The organism is Allobosea sp. (genome assembly GCF_035944895.1).
In the GTDB taxonomy this organism is placed as follows: domain Bacteria; phylum Pseudomonadota; class Alphaproteobacteria; order Rhizobiales; family Beijerinckiaceae; genus Allobosea.
In genome coordinates, this window is sequence record NZ_DASZAT010000005.1 from 302623 (window position 1) to 321611 (window position 18989).

The following is an 18989-nucleotide window of genomic DNA, read 5'->3' on the forward strand; positions in this document are numbered from 1 at the left end:
TCAGACTCCGATCTGCTGGCGCTGGCGGCGCAGATGCGGCGGCAGCTCGGCATAGACGTCCTCGAACATGTCGCGCGAAGAGGGCTTGCCGCCGGCATGCAGCGTGCCGAAGCTCTCGGCTTCCTTCTGCGCGGCGATCACGGTCGCCAGGATCTCGGCCTCGGCCTGCTTGTGGCGTTCCTCGGTCCAGGCGCCGATCGCGATCAGGTGCTGCTTCAGCCGCACGATCGGGTCGCCGAGCGGCCAGTCGTCGGATTCGTGCTTCGGCCGGTAGGCGGAAGGGTCATCCGAGGTCGAATGGGCGCCGGCGCGATAGGTGACGTATTCGACCAGCGTCGGTCCGAGATTGCGGCGGGCCCGCTCGATCGCCCATTGCGCCACGGCGTAGGTCGCGAGGTAGTCGTTGCCGTCGACGCGCAGGGCCGGGATGCCGAAGCCGAGGCCGCGGGCGGCGAAGGTGCCGGAACCGCCGCGCGCAATGCCCTGGAAGGTCGAGATCGCCCACTGATTGTTGACGACGTTGAGGACGACCGGCGCCTTGTAGGTCGAGGCGAAGACGAGGGCGGCGTGGAAGTCCGACTCGGCGGTCGAGCCGTCGCCGACCCAGGCGGCCGCGATCTTGTTGTCGCCCTTGATCGCCGAGGCCATCGCCCAGCCGACGGCCTGAATGTACTGGGTGGTAAGGTTGCCCGAGATCGAGAAGAAGCCGTTCTCCTTGGAGGAGTACATCACCGGCAATTGCCGGCCCTTCATCGGGTCGCGTTCGTTCGAGTAGATCTGGCACATCATCTCGACGAGCGGATAGTCGTGCGCGATCAGGAGCCCGGCCTGGCGATAGGTCGGGAAATTCATGTCGCCCTTGCCGAGCGCGATGCGGAAGGCGCAGCTCACCGCCTCTTCGCCGGTGTGCTGCATGTAGAACGAGGTCTTGCCCTGGCGCTGGGCCATCTGCATGCGGGCGTCGAAGGCACGCAGCGTCAGCATGTGGCGCAGGCCCCGGACCAGCTCGTCCCTGGAAAGCTCGGGCACCCAGGGGCCAACCGCCTCGCCTTCGCGATCGAGCACGCGGATGATCGAATAGGCGAGGTCGCGGATCTCGCGGGGGTCGACATCGACCGGCGGGCGCTGGACCGAGCCGGCCTTCGGGATCACGACATGGGAGAAGTCGGGCTTCTCGCCGGGGCGACTGGCGGGGACGGGAACATGGAACCGAAGCGGTGAGGGGTCTGTCATGTCCACGCTCCCTAGGCTCTCGCTCTACCCAGCATTCCGCGCCGCGATGATGGCCGCAAGGCGCGTTTGCAGGCGCGCCCGTCTGGGCGCTGTCCTTATGCGGGCATGTTAGGGCTGTGAAATGCCTATTTCTTGCCGAAATGGCCTTGTGATTTGCTCTTGCTCGGACGATCTTTCTGCAATTCTGAATTCTGGCGGAAAATTCACTCTATGGTGATCAAGGCAAGGCGTGGCGAGGAGCTCGATGCGATTGACCGGCGCATCCTCTCGGCTCTGAACGAGGATGGCCGGCTGACGATCAATGCGCTGGCCGAGAAGGTCGGCCTCTCCCCCTCGCCGTGCTGGACGCGGGTGAAGCGGCTCGAGGAGAGCGGCGCGATCGAGAAATATGTCGCGGTGCTGAACCACCGGGCGCTCGGGCTCGACAATGTCGTCTTCATCGAGATCACGCTCGACAAGCATGACGACAAATTGCTCGATCGCTTCGGCGAGGCGCTGACGCGGATTCCCGAGGTGGTCGAGGCCCATCTCGTCACCGGCGACTATGACTACCTGGTCAAGGCCGTGGTCAGCGGCACCGAGCATTATGAGCGCTTCCTGCGCGAGAAGATCTACCGCCTGCCGGGCATGCGCCAATCGCGCACGACCTTTGGCCTGCGTACGCTGAAGCGGGCGATTTCGGTCGACCCGCTGCAGATCGCGCCGGTCTGACCAGTCCTACGCCGGCACCGAGATCGCCATGCCGTCGCGCTGCGGATCGGCGCCGCCGGTCGCGAGCCCGTCCTCGATCTTGACGCCGTGGAGCGCGGCGAAGGGATAGCTCTGGGCCGAGCGCTTGACGTCATAGCCCTCGGCCTTGAGCTCGGCTTCGACGCTGCGGCGTATGCGGTTCGAGATATCGATGGAGTTCGAGACGCCCATCACGCGCGGCGCCGCCACCGCCTCCAGCATCGACATCTCGAAGTCGATGACATTCATGATGCCCTGCGCCATCGCCGGGGCAATGTAGCTGCCGCCCGGCGCGCCCATCACGATGAAAGGCTTGTCGCCCTTGAAGACGATGGTCGGCGCGGCCGAGGAGGAGCGGCGCTTGCCCGGCGCGATCGAGCCGGCGCGGCCGGGGCGCGGGTCGAAGCGGCTCATCGTGCCGTTATAGATGAAACCAAGCCCCTCGGTGATCGCGCCGGACGGGCTGCCGAGGGTATGGGTCAGCGCGACCGCATTGCCGTGGCGGTCGACCACGGTGACATGGGTGGTCTCGCGCGAGGAGGAGCGTTCCAGCCGCTTGACGTCGGCGCGCTCGCCGCGCCGGATGCTGTCGGCTTGGCTTGCCGCATGCTCCTTCGAGATCAGCCGCTCGACCGGGACGTCGACATAGGCCGGGTCGCCCATGAACTGGTCCTTGTCGATGGTCATGCGCTTCATCGCCTCGGCGAGCAGGCGGACATGCTCGCTGCTGCCATGGGCGAGCGAGCCGATGTCGAAGGACTCCAGCATGTTGAGGATCTGCAGCATCGACATGCCGCTCGCAGGCGGCGGCGAGGTCGAGATGCGATGGCCGCGATAGGAGCCCCAGATCGGCTCGGCGACCGAAAGCTCGTAGCGGGCGAGGTCCTCGCGCGAGATCAGCCCGCCATGCGCCACGAAGTCGGAGGCGATCTCCTGCGCGAGCTCGCCATGGTAGAACAGGTCGGCGCCGCCCCTGGCGAGCCGCTCCAGCGTATTGGCCATGTCGGTGTTGACGATGATGTCGCCCGGGCGCTTCGCGCTGCCGTCGGGGCGGAAATAGAGCGTCTTGCCGGTCTTACTGTAGCGCAGCTTGTCCGAGGTGTTGACCTGGCCTGAGCCGCTCTGATCCTGCGTCCAGAACCAGTGCATGTGCGGGCGCACCAGCACGCCCTCGCGCGCCTGCCTGATCGCGGGCGCCATGACGTCGGCCCAGTCCATCGTGCCGAAGCGCGAGAGCACATAGTCATAGCCCTTGACGCTGCCGGGCGTGCAGACCGCGAGATGGCCGAATTCGTTGATGCCGCCTTCAAGCAGGAAGGCGAAGCCGTCGCGGGACTGGCCGCGCAGCTTGTCCTGCCACATCTCCGGCTTCGCCGAGTAGGAGGCGCGGGCATAGAACTCGACGATCTCGTGGACGCCCTTGCCGGGCATGTAGAGCTGCATCGAGCCGAACCCGCCGATGCCCGACATCAAAGGGTCGACCACGCCCTGCATGAAGGCGCAGGCGATCGCCGCATCGATCGCATTGCCGCCGCGCTCCAGCACGGCCGCCCCTGCCTCGACGGCTTCCGGCTGCGGAGCGACGATCATTCCGTTCTTCATGGCGAAGGCCTCATTCCCGATAGTCGCTCACGCCGGCTCGCCCAGCCGCCAGAACAGGCGGACGCCGCCATCCGCCACGCTCTCCAGCCCGGGGACGGCCGAGAGCAGCTTGCGGGTGTAGTCGTGCTGGGGATTGTCGAAGATCTGGTCGCGCGTGCCTTCCTCGACGATGCGACCGTCCTGCATGACGACGACGCGGTCGGCGACCTGCTCGACCACGCCGAGATCATGGCTGATGAACAAGCAGGAGAAGCCGTGCTTCTTCTGCAGCTCTGCGAAGAGCTCCAGCACTTGCGCACGCACGGTGACGTCGAGGGCAGAGACCGGCTCGTCGGCGATGACGAAACTCGGCCGGCGCACGATGGCGCGGGCAATCGCGATGCGCTGGCGCTGGCCGCCGGAGAGCTCGTGCGGGTAGCGCTCGGCGAAGCCGTCGGCGAGGCCGACCTCGCTTAGGACTTCGGCGAGCCTCGCCTTCCTGTCGGCCGGGCTCATGTCGGGCACCAGCCGCAGCGGTTCCGCCACGAGCTGGCCGATGGTCATGCGCGGGTCGAGCGAGGAATAGGGGTCCTGGAAGACCATCTGGCAGTTCAGCCGGTAGTCCCAGTAGGCGGCGTCGCTCTTGTCGATCGGCTTGCCGTTGAAGCGGATCTCGCCGCCGGCCGGCCTGACCAGGCCGGCGATCGACTGGCCGAGCGTGGTCTTGCCCGAGCCCGAGCCGCCGACCACCGCGACGACCTCGCCGGGATGCACGTCGATGCTGATGCCGTGGAGAGCGCGCTTGGCCTGCTCCTTGCGGAAGAAGCCCTGGCGGCCGGGATATTCGACGACGAGATCGCGGACCGCGACGATCGGCGTCTTGGCCTCCGGCAGGAGGCGCGCCGGCGGCCGGTGCGGCATCGCCGACAGCAGCTTACGGGTATAGGGGTGCTGCGGCCTGGCGAGGATATCCTCGCTCCTGCCATGCTCGACGACATCGCCCTGGCACATCACGACGATGCGGCTGCAATAACGCGCGACCATGCCGAGATCATGCGAGATCAGCAGCACGGCTGTGCCGTTCTCCTTGGTCAGGTCGACCATCAGCTCCATGACGTCGCGCTGGACGACGGCATCGAGTGCGGTGGTCGGCTCGTCCGCGAGGAGCAGCGCCGGCTTCAGCAGCATCACCGAAGCCAGCATGATGCGCTGGCGCATGCCGCCGGAATACTGGTGCGGATAGGCGTTGAAGGCGCCCTCGGGGTCGCGGATGCCGACGCGGCGGAGCATGTCGAGGATGAGCGAGCGCCGGCCGTTGGCGTCGAGTTCGCGATGCAGCGCGAGGCCCTCTTCGAGCTGGCGCCCGATCAGCATGGACGGGTTGAGCGAGGTCATCGGCTCCTGGAAGACCATGCCGACCCTGGCGCCGCGGATCGCCCGCAGGCGCTTCGGAGCCATGGTCGTGACCTCCTCGCCGTCGAAGCGGATCGAGCCGCCTTCGAGCCGGACCGCCGGCGGGATGAAGCCCATCACGGCGCGGGCGGCGAGCGTCTTGCCCGAACCGGATTCGCCGACGATGCCGACGATCTCGCCGGGTGAGACGCAGAAGCTGACATCGTTGACGACGGTGCGGCCGCTCGAGCCGATCCTGAGCGTGAGGCCGTCGACCTCCAGCAATGGCTTGGCGGAGGTCATCGCGCACCCCTCATCCGCGGGTCGAGCTTGTCGCGCAGCGCGTCGCCGAGCAGGTTGATGCCGAGCAGTGTCAGCGAGATGCACAGGCCCGGGAAGATGCCGAGCCAGACCGCCTGGCCGATATAGGGCCGCGAGCCCGCCAGCATGTTGCCCCAGGTCGGGGCCGGTGGCGGTACGCCGAGGCCGAGGAAGGAGAGCGAGCTCTCGGCCAGCAACACCCAGCCGAACATCGAGGTCGCGAGCACGGTCAGCGGCGCGATGCAGTTCGGCAGGATATGGCGCAGCATGGTGAACCCTTCCGAATTACCCATCACCCGCGAGGCCGAGATGAACTCGCGCTCGCGCAGCGAGAGCACGGTGCCGCGCACGATGCGGGCGACCGAGGGCGCATAGGCGACGCCGAGTGCCAGGATGATGCCGTATTTGTTGGCGCCGACCACGGCGAGCAGGCCGAGCGCCAGCAGGATGCCGGGGAAGGCCAGCAACGCATCGTTGAAGGCCATGATGGTGCGGTCGACCCAGCCGCGGATATAGCCCGAGAACAGGCCGATGATCGTGCCGAGCAATATGGCGAACGCGACCGTCAGCAGGCAGATCCAGACTGATGTGGCGGCGCCTGCCATCAGCCGCGAGAGTACGTCGCGGCCGAACTCGTCGGTGCCGAGCCAGTGCATGCCCGAGGGCGCCGCGAGCTTGGCACGGAAGGAGAGCCGCAAGGGGTCATAGGGCGTCCAGACCGAGCTGACCGAAGCGACGATGGCGAGGAAGCCGATCAGCGTGCCGCCGACCAGGGCGTTGGGAGCGGGGAGCTTCATTGCGCCGTCACCCTGGGATCGAAGATCGGATAGCAGAGGTCGATCACGAGATTGACCAGCACATAGGTGAAGGCGACGAAGAGCATGCAGCCCTGGATCACCGGATAGTCGCGAGCGAAGATCGAATCGACCAGCAGCCGGCCGAGGCCGGGGATGGTGAAGACGGTCTCGACCACCGCGATGCCGCCGAGCAGGTTGCCGAGCACGAGGCCGATCAGCGTCCAGGTCGGCCCGAAGGCGTTCTTGAAGGCATGGTTCCAGAGCACGGCGCTCTCGGTCAGGCCCTTGGCTCTCGCATGGGTGATGTAGTCGAGGCGGAGCACTTCCAATGTCGAGGCGCGCGCCATGCGCAAGATCACGCCGATCTCGTGCAGGAACAGCGTCATGATCGGCATGATGAGATAGAGGATGCCGGCGACGGGGTTCTCGGCGATCGAGACATAGCCGACCACCGGCAGCCATTCGAGCTTGAGCCCGAAGAACAGCAGCAAGAGCAGGCCGAGCCAGAAGGTCGGGATCGAGAGCAGCAATGTCGCGACGGCGACGAGGCTGAGATCGAGCGAGGTGTCCTGTTTCCAGGCGGCGAGCACACCAGCCGGGACGGCCACCAGGCTGGCCAGCGCGACCGCGACGAGCACGACCTGCGCCGAGATCCAGAAGCGCTGCAGGATCAGCGGCAGCACCGCCTGCTGCGAGTTGATCGACTGGCCGAGATCGCCCTTGAGCAGGTTGCCGAACCAGATGCCGAACTGGACCGGTACGCTCTGGTCGAGGCCGAGCCGCGCCTGCAGATCGGCGATCGAGGCCGGAGTCGCCAGGTCGCCGAGCATCAGCGAGGCCGGGTCACCGGGGATCAGCCGGATCAACCCGAACACCGCGACCGACACGATGAGCAGTGTCGGCACGGACATCAGAATGCGCGTCAGCGCAAAGCGCAGCATCGGTATCCTCCCGGTGTGCGAATGATGCGGGTGGCGTCAGTTCGCCAGCGTCACTTCCCACATGCGCAGCTTCGACTGCCACGGCTTGAAGCCCTGGACGCGCTTGGCATGGGCGATGATGTCGAGGCCGTTGAAGGCGAAGATCATCGGGACCTCGTCGATGACGCGCTTATGCAGCTCGTCGACCAGCTTCTGGCGCTCGGCCCGGTCGGAGGTGACGTAGAGCTTGTCGGTCTGCTTTTGCGCCTCCGGATTGTCCCAGGTCTTGCGCGGCTGCTTGTCCTTCGGCCCCGAGAACTGCTCGAAGGCGATGGCGGGGTCGAAGCGGGCCGAGAAGGAGAAGGACTGCATCTGGTAGTTGCCCTTGTTGAAGCGGTCGAGCTGGGTCGCCCAGTCCAGCACCTCGATCTCGGCATTGATGCCGACGGCCTGCAGCATCTGTTGGGCCACAACCGCGGCCGGGAAACTCGGCACGGTCGGGCGCTTGTTGGCGAGGATCACGATCTTCTCGCCCTTGTAGCCGGCCTCCTGCAGCAGCTTCTTGGCCCGGGCCGCGTCGTAGACATGGCCCTTCTTCTCGACATCGCCGAAATAGCTCGAGCCGGAATAGATCGGCGAGGTGTTGGGCTTGCCGAGGTCGTTGTAGAAGGCGGCGACGATCTCATCCATGTCGAGCGAGGCGGCGATCGCCTGGCGCAGCTTCTGATTGCCCATCACCGCGTCCTTGGTCTGGATCAGGAAGACGTGCCTGACGGCATTGGGCTCGGCCGCAACCGAGATCTTGGGGTTCTTCTTCAGCTCGGCCGCGTCGCTCGGCAGGATCTCGCTGAGGTCGAGTGCGCCGGAGATCAGGCCGGCCTTTACCGTCGCCGGGTCCTTGACGATCAGGAACTTGACCTCCTTGAGCAGCGGGCGCTTGGAGCCGACATAGCCGTCCACCTTGCCGCCGTCCTTGGGCGACTTGTAGCCGTCGAAGGCTGTCATGGTGAAATACTCGCCACGCTTCCATTCGCCGAACTTGTAGGGGCCGGTGCCGATCGGCTTGTCCCAGCTGCCGTCGGCCTTGACCGAATCCTTGTGCAGGATCGCGGTCATCGCGCAGTCGGTGCGGGCGAGCGTGTCGAGGAAGAGCGCATTCGGCTTGTCGATCTGCATCACCACGGTGCGGGCGTCCGGCGCTGTCACCGCTTCGACCTTGAGGCCGGAGCGGCCATCGAATTCCGCGGTGCAACGCCAGTCGGTCTTCGGGTCCATGTAGCGGTTCCAGCTCCACAGCACGTCGGCCGAGGTCAGCTCGGCGCCGTTGTGAAACTTGACGCCCTGGCGCAGCGTGAAGGTGTAGGTCTTGCCGTCGGGGGAGAGGTCGACCTTCTCGGCCAGCAGTGGCGTTGCGACTCCGCCCTCATTGTAGCCGACCAGGCCTTCGAACAGCTGCAGCGCGAAATCATCGGTGTTGTCGTCACGGTTGACGCCGGGATTGTTGCTGCGGATGTCGGCAGCGACCGCCACCGTGATGGACTGTGCAGCAGCCGGGCTGGCGAGCGCCAACAGGGTGAAGGCGGAGGCGAGCAGGCGGTTCATCGGCAATTCCCCTCTTCGTCTTGTTGTCTTGGTTTTGTCGTTGTGCTTGCGAGCGCTGGCCTCAGGCTGCCCTGGCCGCGCCGGATCGGCGCTTGGCGAGCTCGTCGGCAAAGAAGTCCTCGACCCGCGAGACGGCCTTCAGCCCATCATGCGGCATGTTCGGCACCAGGTCGAAGCGTACGTCGATGCCGTGCTCCTCGAAGTTGCGGCGTAGGGTATCGAGCCGCTCCGGGCGGTTCGTGCCGGCATGGTTGGCGTCCGGCATCCAGCTGGCATTGCCGGGCTGGTGGGTGATCTCCCAGGTCTCGAGATCGGCGGCGCCGACGATCATCTGCACCGCGACCTTGCGCATCGCCTCGATATCGGGGGCGGTGCCGAAGAGCTCGGCCATGTTGCGGGTGCCGACCCACCAGTCGCGCGTTGGGTCGAGCAGCGTCACCGAGCCCGGCGCGCCGATCGAGGCGGCCCAGAGCCGATTCGGCTGCAGCATCAGGAAGCGGTGTGCGAAATGGCCGCCGCCGGAATAACCGAACAGGGCGAAGCGGTCGAAGCGCAGGCCGTAATGCTGGGCGACCTCCTCGACCATGGCGAGCAGGATGTGGTCGTAGCGGACCTCGCCCTCGCGCATGTATTTGAAGCCGTTGCGGTTGCCATCACCCATCACGCCGATCGGGAAGAGCGGGGCGAGGATGATGCAGTTGTTCCAGCGGCCGAAGGCCTCGAAGGCGTCGCGATAGCCGGTGAAGCCACGGCCGGTGCCGTGCATGGTGACGATGAGTTCAGGGGGCTGGCTGCTCTTGCCGAGGCTCTTCGGCACATAGAGGCAATAGCTGAAGCGCGGATCGGCCTTGCAGGCGATCACCGGGGTCGGCCCGAGATCGTAGAGGGCGCGGGCGATCGCCGCCGCGTCGTCCTGCTTGGCGGGCTTTGCAGCGGGAGCGGTCATGCGGCATTTCCTGATTGGCTGTAAGATTGGCGCCAATTTTGTTGCATGATATGAATGGGGCTGCAAGCCGGATTCGACCGATGCCCAGCGGCCTGTGCGCGAGACGTGCGAGCCGGCTCGCAAGCGTCATTCCAATGCTCTAGAGACCCGTCATGGCCAGCCGTCCGAAAATCCGCCAGCGCGCCAAGGGCGAGCTCGCCAACGAGATCGCCAAGGCGATCCATATCCGCGCCTACCGACCGGGCGAGTGGCTGCGCCAGATCGATCTGGAAGAGGCCTTCCAGGCGACGCGCTTCGACGTGCGCACGGCGCTCGACGAGCTCGCCGTACGCAAGACGATCGAGCATGTGCCCAATCGCGGCTACCGTGTCGTCGAGATCGATCTCGCCACCTACCGCGCGATCCGCGATACCCGCATCATCCTGGAGAGCGCCGCGTCCCGCCTGGTGATCGGCAGGGTGGACGAGCAGGCCGTCGCCCGGCTCGATGCACTCGCCCACGAGTTCAGCCAGGCGGTGCAGAGCGGCACACGCGTCCAGCAGAGCGAGATCAACCGCGCCTTCCATAGCCTGATCTATGCCCATTGCGGCAATCCGGTGCTGGTGGAGACGATCTGGAGCCTGCGCGACCGCTCGCGTGGTTCGGCGGTCACGGTCTGGGCCTCGCATCAGGCGCTGCTCGCCAGCGACGCCGACCACCACGCCATGGTCGCGGCGATCCGCGCCGGGGATGGCGAGCGCCTGGCCGAGTTGATCAGCCAGCATATCCTCAAGGACCTGATCGAGGCCGGTGGCGCGGCTTAGTCCGCGACCGTGACTTCCCACAGCCGTGGCTTCGACAGGATCGAGGACTTGTAGCCCTTGACCCGCTTGCCATAGGCGCCGGCGTCGATGCCGTTATAGAGCATCACCATCGGCACATCGGCGATGAAGCGTTGGTGAAGTTCGTCGAACAGCTTCTGGCGCTCGGCCTTGTCCGAGACGACCATCGACTTGTCGAGCAGCGCCTGCGCCTCGGGGTTGTCCCAGACCTTGCGCGGCTGCGTCGCCTTCGGGCCGGTCACCGATTCAAAGCTCAACGCGGGGTCGAGCCTGGCCGAATAGGGGAAGGCCTGGAGCTGGTAATTGCCCTTGCTGTAGCGGTCGAGCTGCGTCGCCCATTCCAGCACCTCGATCTGAACGTTGATGCCGGCGGCCTGCAGCATCTGCTGCGAGACCACAGCCGAGTCGAAGCTCTGCGGGTAGCGTTTGTTGGCCAGCATCACCAAGGGTTCGCCCTTGTAGCCGGCCTCCTGCAGCAGCTTCTTGGCTGCGGCGAGGTCTTGCTTGTAGCCCTTGGCCTGGACCGCGCCGTAATAGGACGACATCGCCGGCACGATCGAGTTGTTGCGCTTGCCGAGCCCGTCGGTGACCTGCGCGACCAATTCCTCGGTGTCGAGCGCGGCCGCGATCGCCTGGCGCAGCTTGACATTGCCGAGCAGTGGGTCGCGGGTCTGCAGGAGAATGCCGACCAGGCCCATGTTCTGGGTGATCGACAACTCGACGCGCTTGTCCTGCTTGAGCTCCTTGACCTCGGCATTGGCGACGTCGGGGACGATGTCGATGTCGCCGCGCAGCAGGGCCGCCTTGGCGGTGGCGCCGTCCGGGATAACCATGAAGCGGACTTCGTTGACGAGCGGGCGCTTGCCGCCGGTATAGCCGTCAGGCGCGCCCGGCAGGCTGGAATAGGCCTCGTTGCGGGAAAGGCGGATGAATTCGCCACGCTTCCATTCGGCGAACTTGTAGGGGCCGGTGCCGATCGGCTTGTCGAAGGAGCCGTCGGCCTTGAGCGAATCCTTGTGCAGGATGGCGGTCATCGCGCAGTCGGTGCGGGCGATGTTGGCCAGGAAGAGCGAGCTCGGCTGGTCGAGCTTGAAGACCACGGTGCTGGGATCGGAGGCCGTGACCCCCTCGACCTTGGCGCGGCCGCGGCCGTCAAACTCCGACAGGCAGCGCCAGTCGGTTTTCGGGTCCATGTAGCGGTTCCAGCTCCAGACCACGTCGGCCGAGGTCAGGTCGGCGCCGTTGTGGAACTTCACGCCCTTGCGCAGGGTGAAGGTGTAGCTCTTGCCATCCGGCGAGACCTCGACCTTCTCGGCCAGAAGCGGCTTCACCGCCGAGTCCTCGCCATAGGCCACGAGCCCCTCGACGACATGCAGGACGACGGAATCGGTATTGTCGTCGCGATTGACGCCGGGATTGATGCTGCGGATGTCGGCATTGAGGTGCACTCGCAGCGTCGTGGCCGCAGCCGGCAAGGCGACTGCGGTCGCAAGGCCCAATCCGGCGAGGGCGAGGGAAAGGCGGCGTCGGCTGTGCATCGGCGGGTTCCCCTTGTCTTTTGGTTTTGGCTTGAACGCTGTCCGGCTTGGCCGCCCTATTCGGCGGCCTGCGCCAGCGTCACCGGCTCGTCGGTGAGGCTGTAGCGGGTGAAGATGCGATTGAGGGCTGGCAGCGGCGCGACCTCCATCGTGCCCTTGGCCGGCTGCATGATCACCATCGAGACGGTGGCCGAGAGATTGCCGGTGTCGTTGAGCCGCGGCGGCCGGCAGACCGAATGCGGGGTCAGGAAATCGTCGAAGAAGGCCTCTTTCAGATCATCGACGGTGAGCTTGCGGCCGGCTTCGTTGAGCAGCTTCCTGACGCGCCAGTCGCGGTAAAAGCTCTCGGGCACACGCGGCGTGCCGGTATCGGTAATCTTGGTCAGTGCGACCTGGCCGACCCAATGGTTGGCGTGCACGATCAGCCCATCCTCGGGATAGAGCGGGAAGGCGGCGTCGGGGGCGCATTCGAAGTCGATGCCGAAGCCGGCGACCGTCGAGAGCATCATGTTGTTCGAGCAGGCCTTGGGCGTCGTCGCCACCGCCTTGATCGCGTAGGCCAAATGCTCCTGCTCCAGCACCTTGCGGCGGATCAGGGCGAGCGGCACGCCGGTCTGGGTGAAGTCGCGCTCGCTTTCGAGATAGTTGGCGGTGATCGAAATGCCGGCAGCGTTCATGCCGCAACGGGCGAGGCCGCCGGCCTCGACGAAAGTCAGGAAATCCGGGCCGTCCTCGCGGCGCACGCGCAGCACGATCGCGGTTTCCGCGCATTCGGCCTTCCAGTCCCAGTTCTGGCCGTGGATCAGCTCGCCCGAGGCGCTGCGCTCCGGCAGGATGATCGCGCCGGTGCAGCCATCGTCGAGCTCCTCTTCCGCCCCGACCGGCCTGCTCTTCTCGAGCTTCGCCTTGGCGATCACCTCGGTGCGGGCGTTGATCATGATGATGTCTTCGAGCGTGACGCCGGCGCCATCGGCGATGCCGCGCATCTCTTCGACATAGTGCGCGCCGAAGGCCTCGATCTCGCGGGCGAATTCGCCGATCAGGCGCGACTTGGCCGCGGCGTCATAGCCGAGCTCGCCGAGCTGGCCGCCATAAAGCTCGATCGAGCGCTTGACGCGCCCCGGGACCGCCGCACCATGCTGGCGGCCGCGCTCATAGGGCGTGCCGGAGACATCGACGAAGGGGAAGGGTTCGACCATGGCCGGATCTCCGCGGGTTCGCGCTGGTGCAGTGTCTGATTATGATGTATTTCATTTCAAACTAAGACAATCAAGAGCCTTTCGATGACGGCGCCGACACGATTGCAGCAGGAGATCGCCGAGCGGATCCTCCGCATGGTCCGCGAGGACGGGCTCGAAGCTGGCGCCTGGCTCAACGAGAACAGCGCGGCGCGCCGCCTCAATGTCTCGCGCACGCCGGTGCGCGCAGCGATCGATCATCTGGCGCGGCAGGGGCTGGTACGCCGGCATCCGAACAAGGGCGTCGAGGTGCTGAGCGCGCCCGAGGCATCAGCCGATCCCGGCGCGAGCGTCGATGCAACCGAGCTTGCCATGGTCAGGGTCGCGCAGGATCGGCGTGGCGGGCGCTTGCCCGACGAGATCTCCGAGCTTGAATTGATGCGGCGCTATGAGCTCGGCCGGCCGGAGGTGCAGCGTCTGATGGCGCGGCTCGCCGATCTCGATATGGTCGAGCGCAAGCCGGGCTATGGCTGGCGCTTCCTGCACGAGGCGCGCGACCAGTCGGCGCATGACGAGCGCTATCGCTTCCGCCTGCTGATCGAGCCGATGGTCTTCCTCGAACCAGGGTTCGCGCCGGAGCAGGGCTGGATCGACGAGATGCGGGTCCGGCACGAACAGGTCCTGTCGCAGCCCTGGAAGGAGAGCTCTGCGATCGGCTTCTACGAGATGAACGCCGATTTCCACGAAGGACTGGCGGCTGCCTCCGGCAACCGCTTCATCCACTCCGCCATCCGCCGGCAGAACCAGATGCGCCGGCTCTCCAACTATGACTGGACCTATGGCTATGAGCGCGTCGTGGTGAACAGCCGCGAGCATCTGCAGATGCTCGCGATGATAGAGGGCGGTGATCTCCAGCTCGCCAGCGCCCTGATGCGCAGCCATCTCCAGCGCGCCATGCAATTGCGCAGGCCGGGCGGTCAGGACTGAAGCAGGCCGGTGCTCGCTATTGTCTTTTGAATTTAAGAAAGACATCATGCGGCTGTTCATAGCGAGGACCCGACGATGACCGCGCCTGCATTTGCCGCCGAAAGCCGCCGCGACAACGCTCCCGACGCGTTCTGGATGCCGTTCACGCCGATGCGCGCCTTCCGGCAGGCGCCGCTGCTGTTCGAGCGAGCCGAGGGCATGCATTACATCACCCCGGACGGACGGCACGTGCTCGACGGCATGGCCGGGCTCTGGTGCGTCAATGCCGGGCATGGCCAGGCGAAGATTACCGAGGCCATTCGCGCGGCCGCGGGCCGGCTCGATTTCGTCTCCTCCTTCAAGATGAGCCATCCCGATGCGCAGGCCTATGCCGCCAGGCTCTGCGACTTCGCGCCGGAGGGCATCGACCACGTCTTCTTCGTCAATTCCGGCTCGGAGGCGGTCGACACCGCGCTGAAGATCGCCCGCGCCTATCACCAGGCGCGCGGCCAGGCCGGGCGGACCAAGCTGATCGGCCGGGCCAAGGGCTATCACGGCATGGGCTGGGGCGGGCTCTCGGTCTCCGGTATAGGCCGGCACAAGGCCGCTTTCGGGCCGCTGCTGCCCGATGTCGCGCATCTGCCCTTGCCCTATGACCGCGCCAGCATGGCCTTCTCACGCGGCCGGCCGGAAGGCGGGCTCGCCGCGGCCGAGGCACTGGAGAGCCTGCTGCAGATCCACGATCCCGCGACCGTCGCGGCCGTGATCGTCGAGCCGGTGACCGGCTCGGGCGGGGTCTATCCGCCGCCGAAGAGCTATCTCGAACGCCTGCGCGCGATCTGCGACAAGCACGGCATCCTCCTGATCTTCGACGAGGTCATCACCGGCTTCGGCCGGCTGGGCGCGCCCTTCGCGGCGCAGGCCTATGGCGTCAGGCCTGACCTGATGAGCTGCGCCAAGGGCATGACCAATGGCGCGGTGCCGATGGGTGGCGTCCTTGTCGCCGGGCATGTCTACGAGGCCTTCATGGCCGGCCCGCCCGAAGCGATCGAGCTCCTCCATGGCTACACCTATTCGGCCCATCCGCTCGCCTGCGCCGCCGGCCTCGCGACGCTCGACGTCTTCGCCGAGCACGATATCCTGGGCGGACTCGCCAAGGTGCTGCCGCTCTGGGAAGAGCGGGCGCACCGGCTGAAGGGCGCGGCCCATGTCGTCGACATCCGCACCGCCGGCCTGCTCTGCGCGATCGATCTTGCGCCGCGTCCGGGCGCTGACGGCGCCCGGGGCGGGGAGGCGAACACGCTCTGCCTCGATGCCGGCGTGCTGATCCGCAATGCCGGCGACACGCTGGTGCTGTCGCCGCCGCTGGTGATCGCGCCTGCCGAGATCGAGACGATCTTCGCCGCGATCGAGCAGGCGCTGGCGCGGCTCGACTAGCCGCTTCCCGCAACTGGCCTCAGGCGCTGGCCGCGGCGGCCGTGCCAGCCTTGCTCCCGGCCTGGATCAGGTCCCAGAGCCGGTCGTGGTCTGCGGTCGCAAAGGCTCGCATGGGCAAATAGCGCCAGGCTCCCGTCGTCAGCTGCATCAGGAACAGCGAGCGGGTCCTGCGGGCCCGCCGGACCATCGACCACGGCATGTTCAGGCCCGCGCCGGCAGCGTCCGTGGTGAGAACGCCGGTGGTGTCGACCGTGTAGGTGATCGCCTTGTTCTGGGCCGGAAATCGCCGCCATTGCAGGGCGTGAATGGCGAGAATGAGGAGGGGGATTCCCACGACCGCAATGGCGGCACTGAGCCACATATCGCTGAAGAACCGCTCCACGCCCCATAGCGGATATTCGCGCATATAGGGCCAATAGGTTGCGGGCGAAATCGCGACCCAGATCCCGAAGAGAATCGCCAAGCCCGTTCCATAGGTGGTCAGGCAAAAGCGCGGCAGCCTGGACGCCAGGAATGAAAGATCATCCCTGAAGGTCAAATCGATCGAGCCGATAATTTTCGGGCTGCCGGTCTGCATCGCGAGATCGCCGCCTTGCCGCTTCAGGCCCACTCGCCCTTGCGGAAGACCGCGACCCGGCTGCCATCCGGCTTGATGCCGTCGATGTCGACCTCGCCGGAGCCGATCATCCAGTCGATATGGATCAGGCTTTTATTGCCGCCCTGCGCCGCGATCTGCTCCGGCGTCAGCTTGGTGCCGTCGATGAAGCACTTCGAATAGCACTGGCCGAGCGCGATGTGGCAGGAGGCGTTCTCGTCGAAGAGCGTGTTGTAGAACAGGATGCCGCTCTGCGAGATCGGCGAGGAATGCGGCACCAGTGCGACCTCGCCGAGCCGGCGCGCGCCCGCATCGGTGTCGAGCACCTTGTTCAGCACCTCTTCGCCCTGGCTCGCCTTGGCCTCGACGATCGCCCCGGCCTCGAAGCGCACCTGGATATTGTCGATCAGAGTGCCCTGATAGGAGAGCGGCTTGGTCGAGGAGACATGGCCCTCGACGCGGCGCGCATGCGGGGTGGTGAAGACCTCCTCGGTCGGAATGTTGGCGTTGCAGGTGACGCCGTTCTTCGCAGTGGAGGCGCCGCCTTCCCATTCATGGCCGTCGGCGAGGCCAATGGTGAGGTTCGTGCCCGGCCCAGTGAAATGCAGCGCCGAGAAGCGCTGGCCGTTCAGCCATTTGGTGCGCTGCGCCAGCGCGGCATTGTGCTCTGCCCAGGCGGCGATCGGGTCGTCGCGGTCGACGCGCGAGGCCGCGAAGATCGCCTCGGCAAGGCGGGCGACCGCGACCTCCTCGGCATCCCCAGGGAAAACCTGCTGTGCCCAGGCTGCGCCGGGATAGGACACGATGTTCCAGTTGATGTCGAAATTGGCGATCTTCTCCAGCGCCGGCTGGTAGGCGATCGAGTTCGCCTTGTTGGCGCGCGCGACCTTGGCCGGATCCTGCTCGGCGAGCAGCATCGGATTGTCGCCGACGATGGCGAGACGGGCGGTGTTGGCCGCGAACGCCTTGCCGACACCCTCATAGAGCCAGGTCGGGGCGCGGTCGAAGCTCGCGTCCTGGCCGAAGCGATAGCGCGCCAGCGTCAGCGCCTCGTCGGAGAGGATTGGCGTGACCAGGCCGGCGCCAGCCTTGTAGGCGTGCTCGGCGATGCGCCGGACCAGGGGCAGCGCTGCGACGGGCGCGGTCAGGAACAGGTCCTGCCCCGGTTGCAGGTTGAGGCCGACCTTGATCGCGACCTCGGCCAGGCGATCGAGCTTGTTGGCATCGATGCCGGAGACGTGCTTGTTCATGGTGGCCTCGTCGAACTGATTTGCGAGGCCGCATTGCTGGCGGAAATCCCGCCCGGGTCAACCGCTCCTGAGCAGATGACGCATTCGCTCAGCGCTTGCCGGGCCTTGTGCGCCGCGCCTTGGAGCGATCGCCGCGCCAATCGGCGACGGACATGGTCGGCAGGTCGAAATAATCGCGCGTCGTGGCATAGCCGTGCCCGCCCATGCGGCCGATCGCGTCGAGCGCAACGGGGTCGACATAGTGCTTCGCCTGGTCGACCGTGTCGGCGCGGAAATGGGCATAGACGACCTCGCCCAGGATGATCTCGCGCGAATTGCCGATGCCGAGCGTGGTGTGGTGGCGGCATTCGAAGGCGGCGGGCGCCTGGCCGATCCAGGGGCAGGGCACCTTGACGCCGGGCATTGCGGTGAGGCCGGCCTCGGCGAGCTCGTCCGTGCCCGGCTCGAACGGCACGGCGCAGGCGTTCATGCCGTCGAGCAGCGCGTCGGAGACGATGTTGACGGTGAAAGCCAGCGTCTCCCTGACATTGCGGCCGGTGTCCTTCTGCCCCCCGGTCTGGCGGTACTCGACGCCGAGCGCCAGGATCGCCGGATCGGCCGAGAGGCAGTTGAAGAAGGAGAACGGCGCGGCGTTGACGACGCCGTTGGTGTCTATCGTGGTCACCAGTGCGATCGGGCGCGGGACCACCGCGCCGATCAACAGCTTGTAGCGCTCGCGCGGAGTCAACGCGGCGAAGTCGAAGGTGACGATCTCGGCGGCGGCCGGCCGGTCCTGCGTCAGCGTCTGGGTCACGATGGGGTCAATCCTTCACTCAAGGCATAGGGTGCGAGCACGTCGCGGATGTCGCGTTCGCCACGCGGCGCCAGCAGGGCGCGGGTGACGACGGATTGCAGGTGATGGTCCATCAGCGCCGCGGCGCGGGCGGCGTCGCCGGCGCGCAGGGCCTCGATCAGCTGGCGGTGCTCGGAGACGGCGCATTCGGAGGAGTGCGGGCGGCCATAGATGGCGAGGATCAGCGAGCAGCGCGACGACGCCTCCTGGACATAGCGCAGCAGCAAGGCGTTGCCGGTCATCTCGGCGAGCTTGATGTGGAACTCGCCTGAGAGGCGGATCGATTCCGGCCCGTCCTGCTCATGCGCCTTCTCCTCGAGCCGGACATGCGCCTCGAGCTCGGCCGATTGCGCCGGGGTCAGCCGCCCCGCGAGATTCTCGGCGACGAGCCGCTCCAGCCCGCGACGGACCTCGAAGACGTCGCGCGCTTCTTCCAGCGTCGGATAGGCGACATTGGCGCCGCGATTGGGCTTGAGCTCGACCAGCCCCTCGACTGCGAGCCGCCCGAAGGCCTCGCGCACCAAGGTGCGGCTGACGCCGAGCTGCTCGCCGATCGCATCTTCCGGCAACTTCACGCCCGGCTTCAGCGCCTGCTCGATGATGGCGCGACGCAGCGCCTTGTAGACCGCCTGCGCACGCGGCACCGGCGCGCCTGTCTCGGCCGCTTTTCCATTGAGGCTGGGCTTGTTCGCTGCGAGCGGTCTGGCAGGGCGCGGCATGAATCGAGTTTCCGCTTGTCTTCAATAATCGCATACAATACGGTTCTTCTATCGTATGCAAGTTTGATGAATTATCGCACACGAGATGGCGCAGTAAGCGCCACGATGGTCACAGAGGCGGCAACGAAACGG

Annotated in this window: 17 protein-coding genes; 4 read left to right on the forward strand and 13 right to left on the reverse strand. The window is 66.3% G+C overall.

Annotated elements, in window-relative coordinates:
* A complete protein-coding gene (locus VGV58_RS03915) occupies positions 1-1233 on the reverse strand; it encodes a 3-methyl-2-oxobutanoate dehydrogenase (2-methylpropanoyl-transferring) subunit alpha (RefSeq protein WP_326872667.1) in 1233 nt (410 codons plus the stop codon).
* Between the two features lie 210 nt (positions 1234-1443).
* Here VGV58_RS03915 and VGV58_RS03920 point away from each other — a divergent pair, with 210 nt between their 5' ends.
* On the forward strand, positions 1444-1944 hold the full coding sequence (locus tag VGV58_RS03920) for an Lrp/AsnC family transcriptional regulator (protein WP_326872668.1): 501 nt from the start codon (positions 1444-1446) through the stop codon (positions 1942-1944).
* A gap of 6 nt (positions 1945-1950) precedes the next feature.
* On the opposite strand, the gene ggt is transcribed toward VGV58_RS03920, so the two are convergent.
* The 6 genes from ggt to VGV58_RS03950 all read right to left on the reverse strand — a co-directional run bounded on the left by ggt (position 1951) and on the right by VGV58_RS03950 (position 9521).
* Positions 1951-3564, reverse strand: a complete 1614-nt coding sequence (gene ggt / locus VGV58_RS03925; RefSeq protein ID WP_326872669.1) for a gamma-glutamyltransferase — start codon at positions 3562-3564, stop codon at positions 1951-1953.
* Between the two features lie 27 nt (positions 3565-3591).
* Positions 3592-5238, reverse strand: a complete 1647-nt coding sequence (locus VGV58_RS03930; protein ID WP_326872670.1) for an ABC transporter ATP-binding protein — start codon at positions 5236-5238, stop codon at positions 3592-3594.
* Positions 5235-6053 carry an ABC transporter permease gene (locus VGV58_RS03935; protein ID WP_326872671.1) on the reverse strand — a complete coding sequence of 273 codons (819 nt, stop codon included), beginning with the start codon at positions 6051-6053 and terminating at the stop codon, positions 5235-5237. Before VGV58_RS03935 ends, VGV58_RS03930 begins: the two co-directional genes overlap by 4 nt.
* Positions 6050-6994, reverse strand: coding sequence for an ABC transporter permease (locus tag VGV58_RS03940; RefSeq protein ID WP_326872672.1), 945 nt, complete (start codon positions 6992-6994; stop codon positions 6050-6052). The genes VGV58_RS03935 and VGV58_RS03940 overlap by 4 nt, the downstream gene beginning before the upstream one ends.
* A gap of 36 nt (positions 6995-7030) precedes the next feature.
* Positions 7031-8575, reverse strand: a complete 1545-nt coding sequence (locus VGV58_RS03945; RefSeq protein ID WP_326872673.1) for an ABC transporter substrate-binding protein — start codon at positions 8573-8575, stop codon at positions 7031-7033.
* Positions 8576-8636: 61 nt separating this feature from the next.
* Entirely contained in the window at positions 8637-9521 is an 885-nt protein-coding gene (locus tag VGV58_RS03950) for an alpha/beta hydrolase family protein (RefSeq protein WP_326872674.1), read from the reverse strand.
* 152 nt (positions 9522-9673) lie between these two features.
* On the opposite strand from VGV58_RS03950, the gene VGV58_RS03955 reads away from it, so the two are divergent.
* Positions 9674-10324 carry a GntR family transcriptional regulator gene (locus VGV58_RS03955; protein WP_326872675.1) on the forward strand — a complete coding sequence of 217 codons (651 nt, stop codon included), beginning with the start codon at positions 9674-9676 and terminating at the stop codon, positions 10322-10324.
* Here the strand turns inward: VGV58_RS03955 and VGV58_RS03960 are convergent.
* Positions 10321-11880, reverse strand: coding sequence for an ABC transporter substrate-binding protein (locus tag VGV58_RS03960; protein ID WP_326872676.1), 1560 nt, complete (start codon positions 11878-11880; stop codon positions 10321-10323). The two genes, VGV58_RS03955 and VGV58_RS03960, sit on opposite strands and share 4 nt — an antisense overlap.
* A 56-nt stretch (positions 11881-11936) precedes the next feature.
* Positions 11937-13079 carry a C45 family peptidase gene (locus VGV58_RS03965; protein ID WP_326872677.1) on the reverse strand — a complete coding sequence of 381 codons (1143 nt, stop codon included), beginning with the start codon at positions 13077-13079 and terminating at the stop codon, positions 11937-11939.
* 84 nt (positions 13080-13163) lie between these two features.
* Between VGV58_RS03965 and VGV58_RS03970 the strand changes: the two genes are divergently transcribed.
* Positions 13164-14045, forward strand: a complete 882-nt coding sequence (locus VGV58_RS03970; RefSeq protein WP_326872678.1) for a GntR family transcriptional regulator — start codon at positions 13164-13166, stop codon at positions 14043-14045.
* Positions 14046-14120: 75 nt separating this feature from the next.
* Entirely contained in the window at positions 14121-15461 is a 1341-nt protein-coding gene (aptA, locus tag VGV58_RS03975) for an omega-aminotransferase AptA (protein ID WP_326872679.1), read from the forward strand.
* 19 nt (positions 15462-15480) lie between these two features.
* On the opposite strand, the gene VGV58_RS03980 is transcribed toward aptA, so the two are convergent.
* From VGV58_RS03980 to VGV58_RS03995, 4 genes are all read right to left on the reverse strand, one after another.
* The gene (locus VGV58_RS03980; protein WP_326872680.1) at positions 15481-16038 is read right to left on the reverse strand and encodes a YcxB family protein; all 558 of its coding nucleotides are present in this window, start codon (positions 16036-16038) and stop codon (positions 15481-15483) included.
* A 23-nt stretch (positions 16039-16061) separates the two neighbouring features.
* A complete protein-coding gene (locus VGV58_RS03985; RefSeq protein WP_326872681.1) occupies positions 16062-17306 on the reverse strand; it encodes an aminopeptidase in 1245 nt (414 codons plus the stop codon).
* Positions 17307-17394: 88 nt separating this feature from the next.
* Positions 17395-18099, reverse strand: a complete 705-nt coding sequence (locus tag VGV58_RS03990; RefSeq protein ID WP_326872682.1) for a flavin reductase family protein — start codon at positions 18097-18099, stop codon at positions 17395-17397.
* Complete coding sequence (locus VGV58_RS03995) at positions 18096-18857, reverse strand: GntR family transcriptional regulator (protein ID WP_326872683.1); 762 nt, start codon at positions 18855-18857, stop codon at positions 18096-18098. The genes VGV58_RS03990 and VGV58_RS03995 overlap by 4 nt, the downstream gene beginning before the upstream one ends.
* Positions 18858-18989: the final 132 nt, after the last annotated feature.